Genomic DNA, 14,744 nt, shown 5'->3' with positions numbered 1-14,744 from the left:
CGACTTTGGCGAGGTTGACCAGACGACTGGTCGAGTTGGCGAAGGAATTTGACCGGTTTGGTGCCCGGAATTGGTCATGCGCCGGGCAGGCAGAGCGGACGCTTGCCCCCCTCCCGGATGAAGGCTGTGATCTCCATGATCTCGGGCAGGTCGGCGTAACCGGCCTCGACCGCATCCAGCCGGTCGGCGAACACGCCCTCCCCCTCGAACAGGTCGCGGAAGGCCGCCAGCAGCCGCCGGACGGCGTCCTTGCCATAGCCTTTGCGCTTCAGCCCGATCAGGTTCAGCCCCTGCAGCTGCGCATGATTCCCCCAGGCCGAGCCGTAGGGAATGACGTCGCGCGTCACGGCGGCCAGCCCGCCGATGATCGCTCCCTGCCCCACCCGGCCGTTCTGGTGCACGGCGCACAGCCCGCCCAGAAAGACCCGGTCGCCGATGCGGGCATGGCCACCCAGCGTGGCCTGATTGGCCATCACCACATGGTCACCGACCATCGCATCGTGGCCGACATGGGCCCCGGTCATGAACAGGCCGTTCGATCCCACGCGGGTGATCCCGCTGCCCTGGGGCGTGCCCCGGTTGAAGGTCGAATGCTCGCGGATGGAGTTGTCCGCCCCGATCTCGAGGCGCACCGGCTCGCCCCGATAGCCGTTGTGCTGGGGATCGCCGCCGATCACGGCGAAGGGATGGATCACTGTCCGGGGACCAACCGTCGTGTCCTGCTGCAAAACCACATGGCTGACCAGATGGACATCGGCCTCCAGTCGCACACCCGGTCCGACCGTGCACCACGGCCCGATCACAACACCGTCGGCCAGCACGGCCGAGCCGTCGACGATGGCCGTGGGATGGATGGCGCTCACGCCGGAACCGGCTGGTCGACGTTGACGGCCATGGCCATGAACTCGGCCTCGGCGGCCAGTTTGCCGTCGATGAAGGTCTCGCCCCGGAACTTGAAGGCCTCGCCCCGCGCGCGGGTCACGACGACATTCATGCGCAACTGGTCGCCCGGCCGCGCGGGTTTCCGGAACCGCACCCCGTCGATGGTCATGAACATGATGACCTTGCCCGCCACATCGACATCCAGGCTCTTGGACATCAGCAGGGCCCCGGTCTGGGCCATGGCCTCGACGATCAGCACGCCCGGCATGACCGGATCGATCGGAAAATGCCCCGGAAAGAAGGGCTCGTTGTGGGTGACGTTCTTGATCCCGGTGATCGAGGTGTTGGCCACGAAGGCCTCGGCCTTGTCCACCAGCAGGAAGGGATAGCGGTGGGGCAGCCGACGCATCACCTCGGCGTAATCGATCTTGCCCTCCGACTCAGTCATTCGTGCGCGCTCCCTTGCTCCTCGCCTGTCTGGAGACCCAGACGGTCTCGCGCAAGAATTGACGGATCGGTTTCGCCGGATAGCCCGACCAGGTTTCACCTGCCGGAACGTCGGCCAGCACCCCGGCCCCGGCGGCCACGCGGGCCCCCTCACCAATGGTGATGTGGTCGCCGACCCCCGCCTTGCCACCGAACATGACATTGTCCCCGACACGCACCGAGCCCGAGATTCCCGCATGGCCCGCCATCAGGACATTGCGGCCCAGCACGCAGTTGTGCGCGATCATCACCAGATTATCGATCTTCGTATTCTCGCCGATCACCGTGTCGTCGAAGGCTCCCCGGTCGATGCAGGTGTTGGCCCCGATCGTGACCCCGTCCTGAAGGATCACGCGACCCAGCTGGGGCACATCGACAGCGCCGCCAGCGCCCCCGGCCGCGCCAAAACCCGGCTCGCCGATCCGGGCCCCGGCATAGATCTTCACCCGGTCGCCGATCAGGGCGAAACCGACCGTGACGTTCGAGCCGATCTGGCAGTCGCGGCCGATCTGCACCCCCGGTCCGATCACCGTATTGGCCCCGATCCGGGTCCCGCGGCCGATCCTCGCGCCCTGCCCCAGAATCACCCCGGGCTCGATGACGGTGCTGTCGTCCTCGCAGACCTCTGCGGGGGCCGCCGCGACCAGCCCTCTGGGGCGATGCAGGGCCACGGCCGCCGCCGCCCAGGCCGCCTGCGGGGTGCGCGAGACAATGACAGCGGCCTCAGGCGGCGCGGCCTCGACCGCCCCGGCCGGCACGATCACACAGCCGGCGGCCGTCGCTGCCAGCGCGTCGAGGAACTTGCGGTCCCCCAGGAATCCAATGGCGTTCCGGTCGGCTACAACCAGAGGCGCGACCTGGCTGATCCTCCATTCCGAACCGCGAACGACCTCGCCGCCCGAAAGGGCTGCGAGGTCGCCGACGCTGGCCGGGGCCAGAAGATCGAAGAAGCGGGCGTCGGGCATCATGCCCCGGCGCCTACTGAGCCGCTTGAGCCGGAACCGGCAGACGGTTGAAGCTCAGGCTCGGCAGCGCCGTATTCAGACGCTGGATCACCGTGTCCGTCACATCCATGGCCGGATTGACGATGAAGACGCTCTCGCGGTCCAGCAGGATGCCGCAGCCGCGTTCCTGGTAGACGGCCACAAGGATAGGCTCGACCGCGGCCGAGATCAGCCGGCGCTGTTCGGACAGGGTGTAGCGCAGCTCTTCCTGACGGGTCTGTTCCAGGATCTGGGCTTCCTGGATGCGCTGTTGCACGGCGGTGCGGCGCGCGCCGTCCGGATCGGCCGCCTGGCCACCCTGCTGCAGGGCCTGGATCTCGGTCTGGATGGCCGCACCATAGGGCGAGAGCTCTCCCTGGACCTCACCGGCCAGTTGCTCCATGCGGGTCTGGACCGACTGTCCGACCGTCGATTGGGCCAGCAGGCGCTGGTTGAAATAGACGCAGACGCCCGGGATCGCAGGACCGGGGTTCTGGGGGCCCTGCGTCTGGGCGACGGCCGTCGAACCGACGAGCGTGGCCAGGGCAACGGCACCGATAGCGAGGAGTTTCATAAGGAACCTTTTCAGGGCCGACAGGGCCCGACTTAGAACTGGGTGGAGGTCGAGAAGCGGAAGGTTTCGGTACGGTCGTATTCTTCCTCGCTCAGGATCTGGCTGAAGTCGAAGCGGATCGGACCCATGGGCGAGCGCCAGTGGACGCTCAGGCCGGCGGAGGCCCGGAGCGACAGATCATCCGCGATCGAGGTGTCGACAAGTCCGTTCGTGCCCAGGGTGTATCGATCGTCCAGCACTCCAAGGGTCCCGACATCGACGAACAGCTCGGTGCGGATGCCATACTGTTCAGGCAGGCCGTTGGGTACCGTCAGCTGGACAGTGCCGACGGCATAGAAATTGCCGCCCAGCGCATCGTTGGTCGTCAGGTCGCGGGGACCCATCCCGGCGTTCTCGAAGCCGCGGAAAGTGTTGCCCCCCTTGAAGAAGCGGTCGTTGATCCGGATCGCATCGCCGTTCCAGCCTGTGACATAGCCCGACGAGCCCGCCACCGAGACGATCCAGCTGGGCGTGATGCCGTAGTAGACCGTCGCATCGACCTCGGTCTTGACGTAGTTCACGTCGCCGCCGAGCCCGGCGAAGTCCTGGCGGATCGAGCCGGTCCAACCGCGCGTCGGCCGGATGGGATCGTTCCGGCGGTTGACGAACAGCGTGTACCCCGCCGACGAGTTCAGCGACGCCCCGACCTGTTCGCACAGCGCCCGCGAGCCGACGCCGTTGGCGCTGCAATAGCCGGTCGGGACGATGATCTCATCGTCCTTGATGAAGTAGCGGCTCGACAGGCTGCTATAGCCGTTGAGCGGATAGGACAGGCGCAGGCCCGCCCCGGTCGACCGGTAGTCGAACGAGGACTCGTCCTGAAAGTCATAGCGGGAGTGGAACAGGTCGAAGCCTGCGCCGACATCGCGGCCCAGGAACCGGGGCTCGGTGAAGCGGAAGTCGATCTGCTGGCGCAGGGAGCCCCATTCGATACGCGACACGAAATTCTGGCCGCGCCCCCGGAAGTTGCGTTCGGAAATGCCCAGGTTGACCACGAAGCTGTCGACCGAGCTGAAGCCGGCGCCGACCGAGAGCTCGCCCGTCGGCTGTTCCTCGACGGACACATTGACGACCGACCGGTCCGGAGCCGCACTGCGCGACTCCTCGATGGTGACTTCCTTGAAGAAGCCCAGCCCCCGCAGATTGTTGCGCGACCGCTCCACCAGGGTGCGATTGAAGGCGTCGCCCTCGGTCAGCATCAGTTCGCGACGGATCACACGGTCGATGGTGCGGGTATTGCCGATGATGTTGATCCGGTCGACGTAGACCCGCTGCCCTTCGGAGACGTTGAACGTCACGTCGATGGTATCGGTCTCGGGGTTGGGTCGATAGGTCGGATTGATGTCGACGAAGGCGTAGCCGGCCGAGCCCGCCGCGAAGGTCAGGGCGTCGACCGAGCTCTCGATCTTGTCACTCTCGTACAGGTCGCCGCTGCGGATCGGCAGCAGCAGTTCGAGGAAGTCGGCATTCAGCCGATCGTTCTCGGTGACCACCTGGATGTCGCCGAAATTGTATTTGCTGCCCTCGTCGACCGTCAGGGTCATGGCGAAGGCGCTGTCGTCGGGGGCCAACTCGGCCACCGCCGAGATGATCCGGAAATCATAGTAGCCGCGGTTGGTGTAAAATTTCCGCAGCTGCTCCCGGTCATAGTCGAGCCGGCCGGGGTCGTAGTTGTCGTTCTTGGTGAACAGCCGCCACCACTGGGACTGTTTGGTGACCATGACCTCGCGCAGGTCGCTGTCCGAAAACGCCGCGTTGCCCAGGAAGGTGATGGCCTGAACGCCGGTCTCGGGACCCTCGTCGATCTCGAACACGACGTCGACGCGGTTCTGCTCCAGCTGGACCAGCTTGGGCGTGACGGTCGCCGAAATCCGGCCCGACAGCCGGTAAAGCTCGATGATCTTGCCCACATCCTCCTGGACACGGGCGCGGGTGTAGATGCCGCGGGGACCGATCGTGACCTCTTCGGTCAGCTTGTCCTCGCTGATGGCGCTGTTTCCCTCGAACACCACCTGGTTGATGATCGGGTTCTCGACGATCCGGACGACCAGGTCGCCGTTCTCCTGCAGGCCGATCTGCACGTCCGCGAACAGCTGGGTGCGGGTCAGGGTCCGGATGGCGACGTCCAGAATCACCGGATCGATCGTGTCGCCCGGCTGGATCGGCAGATAGGACAGGACTGTCGTCTGGTCGATTCGCTGGTTGCCCTCGACCAGAATGCGGTTGACCGTCCCGGTCTCCGCGGGACTGGCGCTGGGGGCCGGGCCAGTCTGGATCGCCGGCGCGGGCGGCGTCTGGGCCAGCACGGGCGAGGCCGCCACCAGGGCCAGCAGACTGGCGGTCGTGGCCACGGTACGGCGCAGGCTGCGTGTGCCCGGATGGAATGCGGCGCGGGGGTCGGTCAGGATCATTCGGGAAACCATCGGGGGCTGGCGTCGGCTCAACTGACGAGCCCGCCGAGGAATTGGAACAGGTTCAACTTCTGCAGGTCGTTCCAGGTCGCGAACAACATCAAACCCGCCAGCAAAGCAAGACCGACCCGGTACCCCGCCTCCTGAACACCGGCCGCCACGGGTTTCTTCGCCACAGCCTCGTAGGCGTAGAAAACCAGATGACCGCCGTCCAGAACCGGGATGGGCAACAGATTTAGAAAGCCTATTCCGATCGAAAGTATGGCGGCAAAGCTCGTCAGCGTCAGCAACAGGTTCATGGCGGTTGCAACGGGGTCCGGATTGGCCGCGACGGCCGCATTGGTCAGGGCCCCTGAGGCCTTGGCGATGCCCAGCGGACCGCTCAGCTGGTCCCCGGACTCCCGTCCGGTGAAGATCCGCCCCAGATAGTTCAGCGTGGTGCCCAGAATCTCTCCGGTTTCCTGAACGCCACGCCCCACCGCCTCGATCGGGTTGTAGCGGACGTGCCGGGCTTCGGCCGCCGTCGAGGACAGCGCGAGGCCAATGCGGCCCACGGTGATCCGGCCGGCGATGGGATCGGTCTCGACCCGTCGCTCCGGCGTGGCGACCAGTTCGATCTCGGACCCGGCGCGCTCGACCGTGAACCGGACCGCGTCGCCGCTGGACAGGCTGACCTTGCGGGTCACCTCCCCGGCATCGGCGATAATCCGGCCGTCGATCGCGGTGATCAGGTCTCCGGGCTGGAAGCCGGCCACGGCGGCGGGCGATTCCGCCGTCACCTGGGCCACCCGGGCCGGACGCAGCTCCACCCCCAGCAGCGAGAACAGGACCGTGAAGATGGCGATGGCCAGGATGAAGTTGGCCACCGGTCCGGCGACCACGATCAGCATCCGCTGCCAGACCGGCTTGAAATGGAAATAGTCGCGCTCGGCCCCGGCCCCGTCCCGGGCGATGATCTCGGACTTCAGCGTATCCAGACCCCGGCTGTCGGGCACGCTGGACGCATCAAGGTCGCCGGAGAACTTCACATAGCCACCCAGAGGCATCCATCCGACCCGCCATTCAATGCCGTTCCGATCGGTCCGGCTGAACAGGGCCTTGCCGAAGCCGATGGCGAAGCGATCGACCTTCACGCCAAAGGCACGGGCCACCAGAAAGTGTCCAAGTTCGTGGATCGTGACGATGACCGTCAGCACAAGCAGGAACGGGACGACATAGATCAGCGCCTGTCCGATCGCGTTCAGCATGCCGTCATCGACTCCATTTCCGCCACGCGATGAGGATCAGGCGACCAGCGCCAGATCCCCGACGATCTCGAGCGCGAGGCGACGGGCGCGCGCATCGAGGGCCAGAGCCCCTGCGCAGGCGTCGTCGAAATCGCTGTCCGCCCCCGTCTTCACCATACGCCCAAGCGTTTCGGCGATGACTGCGGCAATATTGAGAAAGGCCAGTCGGCGGTCAAGGAAGGCCAGGGCGGCGACCTCATTGGCGGCATTGAAGATCGTCGGCGCGCCACCGCCGGCCTCGAGGGCCTCCCGGGCCAGCCTGAGGGCCGGAAAGCGGACGGGATCGGGGGCCTCGAACGTCAGCTGACCCATGGCAGCCAGGTCCAGCCGTGGCGCAGGCCAGCTCAGGCGGTCTGGCCAGGCCAGGGCGCAGGCGATCGGCGTCTTCATGTCCGGCGGGCCCATCTGGGCCAGGGTGGAGCCGTCGACATACTCGACCATGCTGTGGATGACCGACTCCGGGTGCACCACCACATCGATCCGGGACGCTGGCATGCCGAACAGATAGGCCGCCTCGATCATCTCCAGACCCTTGTTGGCCATGGTGGCGCTGTCGACCGAGATCTTGGCCCCCATGCTCCAGTTGGGGTGGGCCACGGCCTGCTCCGGCGTCATTCCAGCCATGGCTTCCAGTGAGGTCCGCCGGAAAGGCCCGCCCGAGGCCGTCAGGATCAGCCGCGCGACCCGCTCGGGGGCTGCTTCCGGGAAGACCTGAAAGATCGCGGAATGCTCCGAGTCCACGGGGATCAGTCGCCCCCCCGCGGCCCGGACCCTCTGGATCAGGGCCGCGCCACAGCAGACCAGACTCTCCTTGTTCGCCAGGGCCAGGGTCGCTCCGGTCGCCGCGGCCGCCCAGGCCGACTTCAGGCCGGCAGCCCCGACAATGGCGGCCATGACCAGATCCGTCGGCCGGCTGGCAGCCTCCACGATGGCGGCGTCGCCTGCGGCAGCCTCCACGCCGGTGCCGGCCAGGGCCGCGCGCAGCTCCTCCAGCCGGGCCGGATCGGCCGTCACCGCCACGGCCGGCCTCCAGCGCCGCGCCTGTTCCGCCAGCCGTGCGATATTGGCCCCGCCGCTCAGGGCCACGACCTCGAACGCTCCGGTTCCGGCCTGCTCGGCCTGATCCATCAGATCAAGCGTCGAGGTGCCGACCGAACCGGTGGCCCCCAGCACCGAGACACGCCTCCGGATCACGCCGTACGCTCCAGCATCAGAACCGCAAGCCGACCGGCAGCAATGACGACCACGGCGAACATCAGACCGTCGACCCGGTCCAGCAGCCCCCCGTGCCCGGGGATCAGGCCGCCGGCGTCCTTGACGCCAAAACGCCGCTTCAACGCCGACTCCCACAGGTCGCCGGCCATGGTGGCCAGGGCTCCGGCCAGACCGAGGGCCAGCCCCCACAGGGGATCGGGCAGGCCCAGCGGCAGGAATCGGGCGACCAGATAGCCGGCGACCGAGCCCGCCAGCAGACCGCCCGCGAAGCCCGACCAGGTCTTGTTCGGCGAGTATCGCGGCCACAGCTTCGGCCCGCCCAGCAGGCTGCCCACCAGAAAGGCCATCACATCGGCCGACCAGGCCACGACGAACACCATGATGGTCCAGCTCAGCCCTGCCCCGGACTGGCCCTCGCGCAGCCAGATCAGCAGGATCGCAGGCCAGCCGAGATAAAGAACGCCATACGCCGCATCAACACCCGCCTGACCAAGCCTGCGAGCGTAGAGGGCCACGGCCGCTGCGCCGAACACCAGAACCACGAGGGCGGCAGACATGTTTTCGGCATGGGCTGTGACGGTACAGGCCAGGATGGCGATGGCGACGCCGACGGCAATCGGGTTCCGCCGCTCCGGCGCGCTCATGGCCGCCCACTCGCGCGCCAGCAACACGATAGCCCCCAGCAAGAGGGCCAGGAACCACAGGCCGCCGGCCCAGATGGCCAGAACCGCGAGGGGGGCAAGCACGAGAGCGGAGGCCGCCCGAACGCCAAGGTTCCTCAGCGACACCATCAGCCGGCCGCGAGCACCGGCTCGACCTCGACGGCTCCGAATCGACGGTCCCTCTGTCGATACTGGCGGACCGCGTCGCCGAGCGCCTCCGGACCGTAGTCGGGCCACAGCACGTCCTGGTAGACCAGCTCCGCATAGGCCGCTTCCCATAGCAGGAAGTTGGACAGCCGGCGCTCGCCGGAGGTGCGGACGATGACATCGACCGGGGGAGCCCCTGCGGTCGACAGGCCGGTCTCCAGCGCCGCCTCGTCGAGGGGGCCCGTGGCCTCGCCGGCCAGCACCCGGTCCACCCACGCCTGGGCGGCATCCACCAGATCCGCCCGGCCGCCATAGTTGAAGGCCACCTGCAGCAGGAACCGGTCATTGGTCGCCGTCGTGCTCTCGGCCCGTTCGATGATGGCCCGGATGTCGGCGGGCAGGCCCGCGCGACGACCCAGGACCCGCACCCGGACACCTTCCCGGTCCAGCCGGTTCAGATCGCTGGCGACATAGGACCGGACCAGTCCCATCAGGTCGGAGACCTCCTCGGCAGGCCGCCGCCAATTCTCGGTCGAGAAGCCGAACACCGTCAGGCATTCGATCCCCAACTCCGGAGCGGCCTGCACGGTCCGCTTCAGCGCCTGCACGCCCTCGCGGTGTCCGATGGCGCGCGGAAGCCCCCGCGCCTGGGCCCAGCGGCCATTACCGTCCATGATCAGGGCGACATGTCTCGGCCCGGTCTGCGAGCCCGGCACATCGGCGGGAGGGGCCGTCATTCCGTCATCTGTCCTGTTGAGGTTCGGGCTGCCGGGGCGCGGCCGTCAAACCTGCATGATCTCAACTTCCTTGGTCTTCAAGGTCTCGTCGATACGCTTGATGGCCGCATCGGTGTCCTTCTGGACCTCGGCCTCCATCTTTTTCTGCTCGTCCTGGCTGATATCGCCCGCCTTTTCCGCCTTCTTCAGGTCGTCATTGGCATCCCGGCGCACGTTTCGCACCGCGATCTTCTGCTGTTCCGCGTATTTTCCGGCCAGTTTGGCCAGTTCCTTGCGGCGCTCTTCGGTCAGGGGCGGCACGGGGATGCGCAGCGTCTGCCCGTCGACGATCGGGTTCAGCCCCAGCCCCGCGGCCCGGATGGCCTTTTCGACCGGACCGACCATCGACTTGTCCCAGACGCTGACCGAGATCATCCGCGGCTCGGGCACGCTGATCGCCGCCACGGCGTTCAGGGGCGAGCTCGAACCATAGGCCTGGACCTGGACCGGATCCAGCAGGCCCGCGTTGGCCCGGCCGGTGCGCAGACCCTGGAACTCTTCCTTCAGGGACGATACCGCCTTGTCCATGCGGTCGCGATAGGTCTTCAGATCGGGCTTGGCCATCTCGGTCTCCTCAGTCTCGTTCTTGTCAGGCGGCTTGCGGCGGAGAGTCGCTGATCACCGTGAAGGTTCCCTTGCCTTTCAGCACCTTGCGCAGCGAGTCTTCCTCTCGGATCGAGAACACCACGATCGGAATACCGCTTTCCCGCATCAGGGCGATCGCGGCCGCATCCATCACCTTCAGATTCTGGGACAGGACATCCTGATAGCTCAGATGTTCATAGCGGGTCGCGGCCTTGTCCTTCTTGGGGTCCGCCGAATAAACTCCGTCCACCGAGGTTCCCTTCAGCAGCGCATCGCACCCCATCTCGGCGGCCCGCAGGGCCGCGGCCGTGTCGGTGGTGAAATACGGATTGCCGGTGCCGGCGGCGAAGATCACGACCCGGCCCTTTTCCATGTGCCGCACCGCGCGCCGGCGGATATAGGGCTCGGCGATCGCGGCCATGGGGATGGCGCTCTGCACCCGGGTCTGGACGCCGATCTTCTCGAGCGCATTCTGCATGGCAAGAGCGTTCATGACCGTAGCCAGCATGCCCATATAGTCGGCGCTGGCCCGCTCCATTCCGGCCGCCGCCGTCGACAGGCCGCGGAAGATGTTGCCGCCGCCGATCACCAGACAGATCTGGGTCCCGCCCTTGGCCACCTTGGCGATCGCCTGGGCCACGGCGTCGACCGTATTCATGTCGATCCCATAGCCCTGCTCGCCCATCAGGACCTCGCCCGACACCTTCAGCAGCACCTTCTTGTATCGCAGGGGGGCGCTGTCAGCGGGCATGGGGGTCTCGTTTCGGGGGGAATCGTGGAGGTCTTATAGACGAAGGGCGCGCCCGGCTTCAAAGCCGAACGCGCCCAAGGTCGATTTAGTCGTAAAGTTGGTCAGTTCGCGGCCGGAGGTGCGAACGGATCTGTGACGTTGGGACGGGTCGGCAACGGCATCCGCGGCAGGGGCTCGTCGCTGTTGGCCGCGCTCAGCAGCAGGCCGGCCAGAACGACCGCTGCCTGCCGCAGGTCGTCGGCCCTCAGGTGATCATAGCTGTCGATGCTCGTGTGGTGCAGGCGGCTGCTGTAGTCCAGCGGGTCCTGGATGAACTGGAAGCCCGGAATCCCGACCGACTGCATATAGACGTGATCGGTCCCGCCGGACGGTCGCAGCGAGACGGTCCCCACCCCCATGCTGGCGAAGGGCTCGAGCCAGGCCTGCAGGATCGGGGCGGCCGCCACATTGCCCTCGGCGTTGATGCCGCGGATCTTCCCCGAGCCGTTGTCGATGTTGAAATAGGCCACGAGGTCGGCATGACCCTCGCGCGGCTGGACCGGCCAGCGGGCACGCCATGACCGGTTGTTGGGCAGATTGGCCAGGGCTGGGTCCTCAAGCGGAGCCCGCGTCGCCAGATGCCGGTCAACATAATCCAGCGAACCCAGCAGCCCCTGCTCCTCGGCGTTCCAGAGCGCGAACCGGATGCTCCGCTTCGGCCGCGCACCAATGGCCTTCAGAATCCGGGCAGCTTCCATCACCACGGCGCTGCCGGCCGCATTGTCGACGGCCCCGTCCGAAGCGACCCAACTGTCCAGATGCGCACCGGCCATCACGTACTCGCCAGACCGATCTGTCCCTGGAATATCCGCCAGAACGTTGTAGGCATTGACATCCTCGTCGTGGAACCGGACCTCGCTCAGCAGCTCCAGCACGGGCGCAGTCCCCCCCACGCTCAACCGGGCCAGCCGGCGATAGTCCTCTGCCGCCAGCTCCATTCCAGCCACACGGGGCGTCTGCCCGACCTGATAGAGATAGCCGGTTCCGTGCAGCAGTCCGCCGTCCCGATTGGACATACGAACCCAGGCCACCGCGCCCTCCTCGGCCAGGAAGGCATCCAGGCGTGAGGCGAAGTCGGCATTCGGACTGCGCAGCTGGCGCTCCGCCGCCGCGGGATCCGGGGTAGGCAGGCTGTAGGACTGCCGCCCGCGCAGCTCCTCGTCGGTCCAGCGGCGGAAGAAGGGTTCCGTCGGCTCGGACCCCGCGTTCGGCGCGGTGACCATGACGATCTTGCCGGCCAGCTTCCCGCGCCACTGGTCGAACTGACCCGCGCTGGTGATCGGGGCCAGAATGACCTCCCCGCTCACGACGCCATTCGTGGACGGCGTCCAGGCGATCGGAATCGCACGCAGGTCGATGGGGCGCGGCGCGGTCATCCGGGCGCTGGAGCGCACGATCGACCAGCCGCGGCCGAACGCAAAGCCTTCAGCCCGCACGTTCGACAGGCCCCAGTCGCGGAACTGCTGCTGGGTCCACTGCTCGGCCTGGCGCATCTGGGGCGAGTTGGTCAGACGGCCGCCGATCCGGTCGGTCAGGTACGCCGCCGTCGGCATGACCTGACTGTGGTTGAAGCCCTGGTCGATGATCCCGTTGAGCGCGACCCGATCAACGGGCTGGGCCTGGGCCGCTCCGGCCAGAAGAATGACGGCGCTGGAGACAGTGGCGACAAGACGAAACACGAACCTACCCCGAAAAAAAAGCTGAACAGCTTGGCCATTTGGCGCGGGACCGGCACCACTGCAATCGCAAAACGCAAAAGGGGCCGGCGATCGCTCGCCGGCCCCTCCAACTGTTCCGGTTTAACGGATCAGGCGTCGGTCTTGATCATCGAGGCGACTTCGGACGCGAAGTCCGGGCCCTCGACCTTCTCGACGCCTTCACCCAGCGCCAGACGCACGAAGCCGGCCAGGTGCAGACCGGGCGCGCCCAGTTCCTTGCCCGTGTCAGCGACCAGCTGCTCGATGGTCACGTCCGGGTTCATGACGAACGGCTGCTTGGTCAGCACCACGTCCTTCTGGAACTTGTTGATCTGGCCTTCCACGATCTTGGCGATCATGTTCTCGGGCTTGCCTTCTTCCTTGGCCTTTTCGGTCAGGACCTGGCGTTCCTTCTCGATGGCGGCCGGGTCCAGATCGTCGGTGTTCAGCGACAGGGGGGCGGTCGCCGCGACGTGCATGGCGATCTTGCGGCCCAGTTCGCGCAGGGCGACCTTGTCGCCGCCGCCGTGCAGGGCGACCAGCACGCCGATGCGGCCGAGGCCCGGGGCCACGGCGTTGTGGACGTAGGAGGCGACGACGCCTTCATCGACCGACAGGCGGGCCGCGCGACGCAGCTGCATGTTCTCGCCGATGGTCGCGATCATGTTGGTGACCTCGGCCTGGATGGTGTTGCCATTCTCCAGCTCGGCGCCGTGCAGCGCCTCGACGGTATGGTGCTCCAGGCCCTTCTCGGCGAAGGCCTTGGCGGCGTTCTGGAACAGCTCGTTGCGCGCGACGAAGTCGGTTTCCGAGTTGAACTCGATGGCGGCCCCGACTTCACCCTTGCCGTCTTCCTTCGACGCCACGGCCACAAGGCCCTCGGCGGCGACGCGGTCGGCCTTCTTGGCGGCCTTGGACAGGCCCTTGGCGCGCAGCCAGTCGATCGCGGCGTTGATGTCGCCGTCGGTTTCCTGAAGCGCTTTCTTGCAGTCCATCATGCCGACGCCGGACTTGGCGCGCAGTTCCATGACGAGGGCGGCGGTGATCTCGGCCATTTCTGGTCTCCTGAGGTCTTGAATGCGTGAGCGGCCGGGCTTGGATTAGCCCGGCCGCATGTCAGTTTTGCGGACGGTCCGGTGTGCCGGACCGATCCGATCAGGCTTCGGTCTTCTCGGCTTCGGCAGCCGGTGCCTCGGCAGCGGCAGGCTCTTCAGCAGGCGTCTCTTCGCCCGAGGCAGCCAGCATTTCCTCGGCCACGGCTTCCGCGCCCGCAGGGGCGACGTCAGCCTCGACCGGGGCCGAGGCCTCGGCCAGCATCGGCTCGACGGGGTTCTCCGACGCGCCCAGATCGACGCCCGAATGGGCGGCACCGGCGGCCAGACCGTCCAGCACAGCGTCGGCGATCAGGTCGCAATAGGTCTGGATGGCGCGCGCGGCGTCATCATTGCCCGGGATCGGATAGGTGATGCCGTCGGGGTCCGAGTTGGTATCCAGGATCGCGATGATCGGGATGTTCAGCTTGCGGGCCTCAAGGATCGCGATCGCTTCCTTGTTGGTGTCGATCACGAACATGATGTCGGGGATCGAGCCCATGTCCTTGATGCCGCCGAGGGACAGTTCCAGCTTGTCCTTCTCGCGCTCGAGGTTGAGCAGCTCCTTCTTGACCCGGCCCTCGCCGCCGCGCTCCAGCAGGCCTTCCAGCTCGCGCAGGCGGGCGATCGAGCCCGACACGGTGCGCCAGTTGGTCAGGGTGCCGCCGAGCCAGCGGTTGTTCATGTAGTACTGGGCGCAGCGCTTGGCGGCCTCGGCGACCGGCTCTGCGGCCTGACGCTTGGTGCCGACGAACAGGACGCGACCGCCCTTGGCAGCGACTTCGCGCACGGCCACCAGCGCCTGGTGGAACAGCGGCATCGTCTGCGACAGGTCGATGATGTGAATGTTGGAGCGCGAGCCGAAGATGTAGCGCTCCATCTTCGGGTTCCACCGGTGCGTCTGGTGGCCGAAGTGGGCACCGGCTTCGAGCAGGGTGCGCATGGAGAATTCTGGCAGAGCCATGGGGTCGTCCTTTTTCCGATTGATCCGCCGCAGACGGTGAAAGGACCAGTTGGCCCCTCGGAACGGCACGACCGGGATGTCTCCCCGGAGCGCGCCACGCCTGCGTGTGAAGTGGGCGGGCTTCTAGTCCGGTCCGGGCGCAAACGCAAGCCGGAT

The 14,744-nt window shown here is 66.8% G+C and carries 14 protein-coding genes; all 14 read right to left on the bottom strand.

Going from position 1 to position 14,744, the window contains the following annotated elements; all coding sequences use genetic code 11:
• Positions 1 to 74: 74 nt before the first annotated feature.
• The 14 genes from lpxA to rpsB all read right to left on the bottom strand — a co-directional run bounded on the left by lpxA (position 75) and on the right by rpsB (position 14,588).
• Positions 75 to 863 carry an acyl-ACP--UDP-N-acetylglucosamine O-acyltransferase gene (gene lpxA / locus SJY26_RS10565; protein ID WP_396592995.1) on the bottom strand — a complete coding sequence of 263 codons (789 nt, stop codon included), beginning with the start codon at positions 861 to 863 and terminating at the stop codon, positions 75 to 77.
• On the bottom strand, positions 860 to 1,330 hold the full coding sequence (gene fabZ / locus SJY26_RS10560) for a 3-hydroxyacyl-ACP dehydratase FabZ (RefSeq protein WP_396592994.1): 471 nt from the start codon (positions 1,328 to 1,330) through the stop codon (positions 860 to 862). The genes lpxA and fabZ overlap by 4 nt, the downstream gene beginning before the upstream one ends.
• Positions 1,323 to 2,333, bottom strand: a complete 1,011-nt coding sequence (gene lpxD / locus SJY26_RS10555) for a UDP-3-O-(3-hydroxymyristoyl)glucosamine N-acyltransferase (protein WP_396595742.1) — start codon at positions 2,331 to 2,333, stop codon at positions 1,323 to 1,325. The genes fabZ and lpxD overlap by 8 nt, the downstream gene beginning before the upstream one ends.
• A 13-nt stretch (positions 2,334 to 2,346) precedes the next feature.
• Complete coding sequence (locus SJY26_RS10550) at positions 2,347 to 2,925, bottom strand: OmpH family outer membrane protein (RefSeq protein ID WP_396592993.1); 579 nt, start codon at positions 2,923 to 2,925, stop codon at positions 2,347 to 2,349.
• 32 nt (positions 2,926 to 2,957) lie between these two features.
• A complete protein-coding gene (gene bamA / locus SJY26_RS10545) occupies positions 2,958 to 5,375 on the bottom strand; it encodes an outer membrane protein assembly factor BamA (RefSeq protein ID WP_396592992.1) in 2,418 nt (805 codons plus the stop codon).
• A 29-nt stretch (positions 5,376 to 5,404) separates the two neighbouring features.
• Positions 5,405 to 6,622: an RIP metalloprotease RseP gene (gene rseP, locus SJY26_RS10540; protein WP_396592991.1), complete on the bottom strand. Its 1,218-nt coding sequence runs from the start codon at positions 6,620 to 6,622 to the stop codon at positions 5,405 to 5,407.
• A 36-nt stretch (positions 6,623 to 6,658) separates the two neighbouring features.
• Positions 6,659 to 7,855: a 1-deoxy-D-xylulose-5-phosphate reductoisomerase gene (dxr, locus tag SJY26_RS10535; protein WP_396592990.1), complete on the bottom strand. Its 1,197-nt coding sequence runs from the start codon at positions 7,853 to 7,855 to the stop codon at positions 6,659 to 6,661.
• A complete protein-coding gene (locus tag SJY26_RS10530) occupies positions 7,852 to 8,667 on the bottom strand; it encodes a phosphatidate cytidylyltransferase (RefSeq protein WP_396592989.1) in 816 nt (271 codons plus the stop codon). Before SJY26_RS10530 ends, dxr begins: the two co-directional genes overlap by 4 nt.
• Positions 8,667 to 9,422 carry a polyprenyl diphosphate synthase gene (gene uppS, locus SJY26_RS10525; RefSeq protein ID WP_396592988.1) on the bottom strand — a complete coding sequence of 252 codons (756 nt, stop codon included), beginning with the start codon at positions 9,420 to 9,422 and terminating at the stop codon, positions 8,667 to 8,669. The genes SJY26_RS10530 and uppS overlap by 1 nt, the downstream gene beginning before the upstream one ends.
• A gap of 45 nt (positions 9,423 to 9,467) precedes the next feature.
• Positions 9,468 to 10,025, bottom strand: coding sequence for a ribosome recycling factor (gene frr / locus SJY26_RS10520; RefSeq protein WP_396592987.1), 558 nt, complete (start codon positions 10,023 to 10,025; stop codon positions 9,468 to 9,470).
• Positions 10,026 to 10,050: 25 nt separating this feature from the next.
• Positions 10,051 to 10,797, bottom strand: coding sequence for a UMP kinase (pyrH, locus tag SJY26_RS10515; RefSeq protein WP_396592986.1), 747 nt, complete (start codon positions 10,795 to 10,797; stop codon positions 10,051 to 10,053).
• Positions 10,798 to 10,898: 101 nt separating this feature from the next.
• On the bottom strand, positions 10,899 to 12,515 hold the full coding sequence (locus SJY26_RS10510; RefSeq protein WP_396592985.1) for a M20/M25/M40 family metallo-hydrolase: 1,617 nt from the start codon (positions 12,513 to 12,515) through the stop codon (positions 10,899 to 10,901).
• Positions 12,516 to 12,643: 128 nt separating this feature from the next.
• Positions 12,644 to 13,588, bottom strand: a complete 945-nt coding sequence (gene tsf, locus SJY26_RS10505) for a translation elongation factor Ts (RefSeq protein WP_396592984.1) — start codon at positions 13,586 to 13,588, stop codon at positions 12,644 to 12,646.
• Between the two features lie 100 nt (positions 13,589 to 13,688).
• Positions 13,689 to 14,588, bottom strand: coding sequence for a 30S ribosomal protein S2 (rpsB, locus tag SJY26_RS10500; protein WP_396592983.1), 900 nt, complete (start codon positions 14,586 to 14,588; stop codon positions 13,689 to 13,691).
• Positions 14,589 to 14,744 lie beyond the last annotated feature (156 nt).

The organism is Brevundimonas sp. R86498, assembly GCF_044598075.1.
GTDB lineage: Bacteria > Pseudomonadota > Alphaproteobacteria > Caulobacterales > Caulobacteraceae > Brevundimonas.
This window is presented reverse-complemented; position numbering and strand designations above follow the sequence as displayed.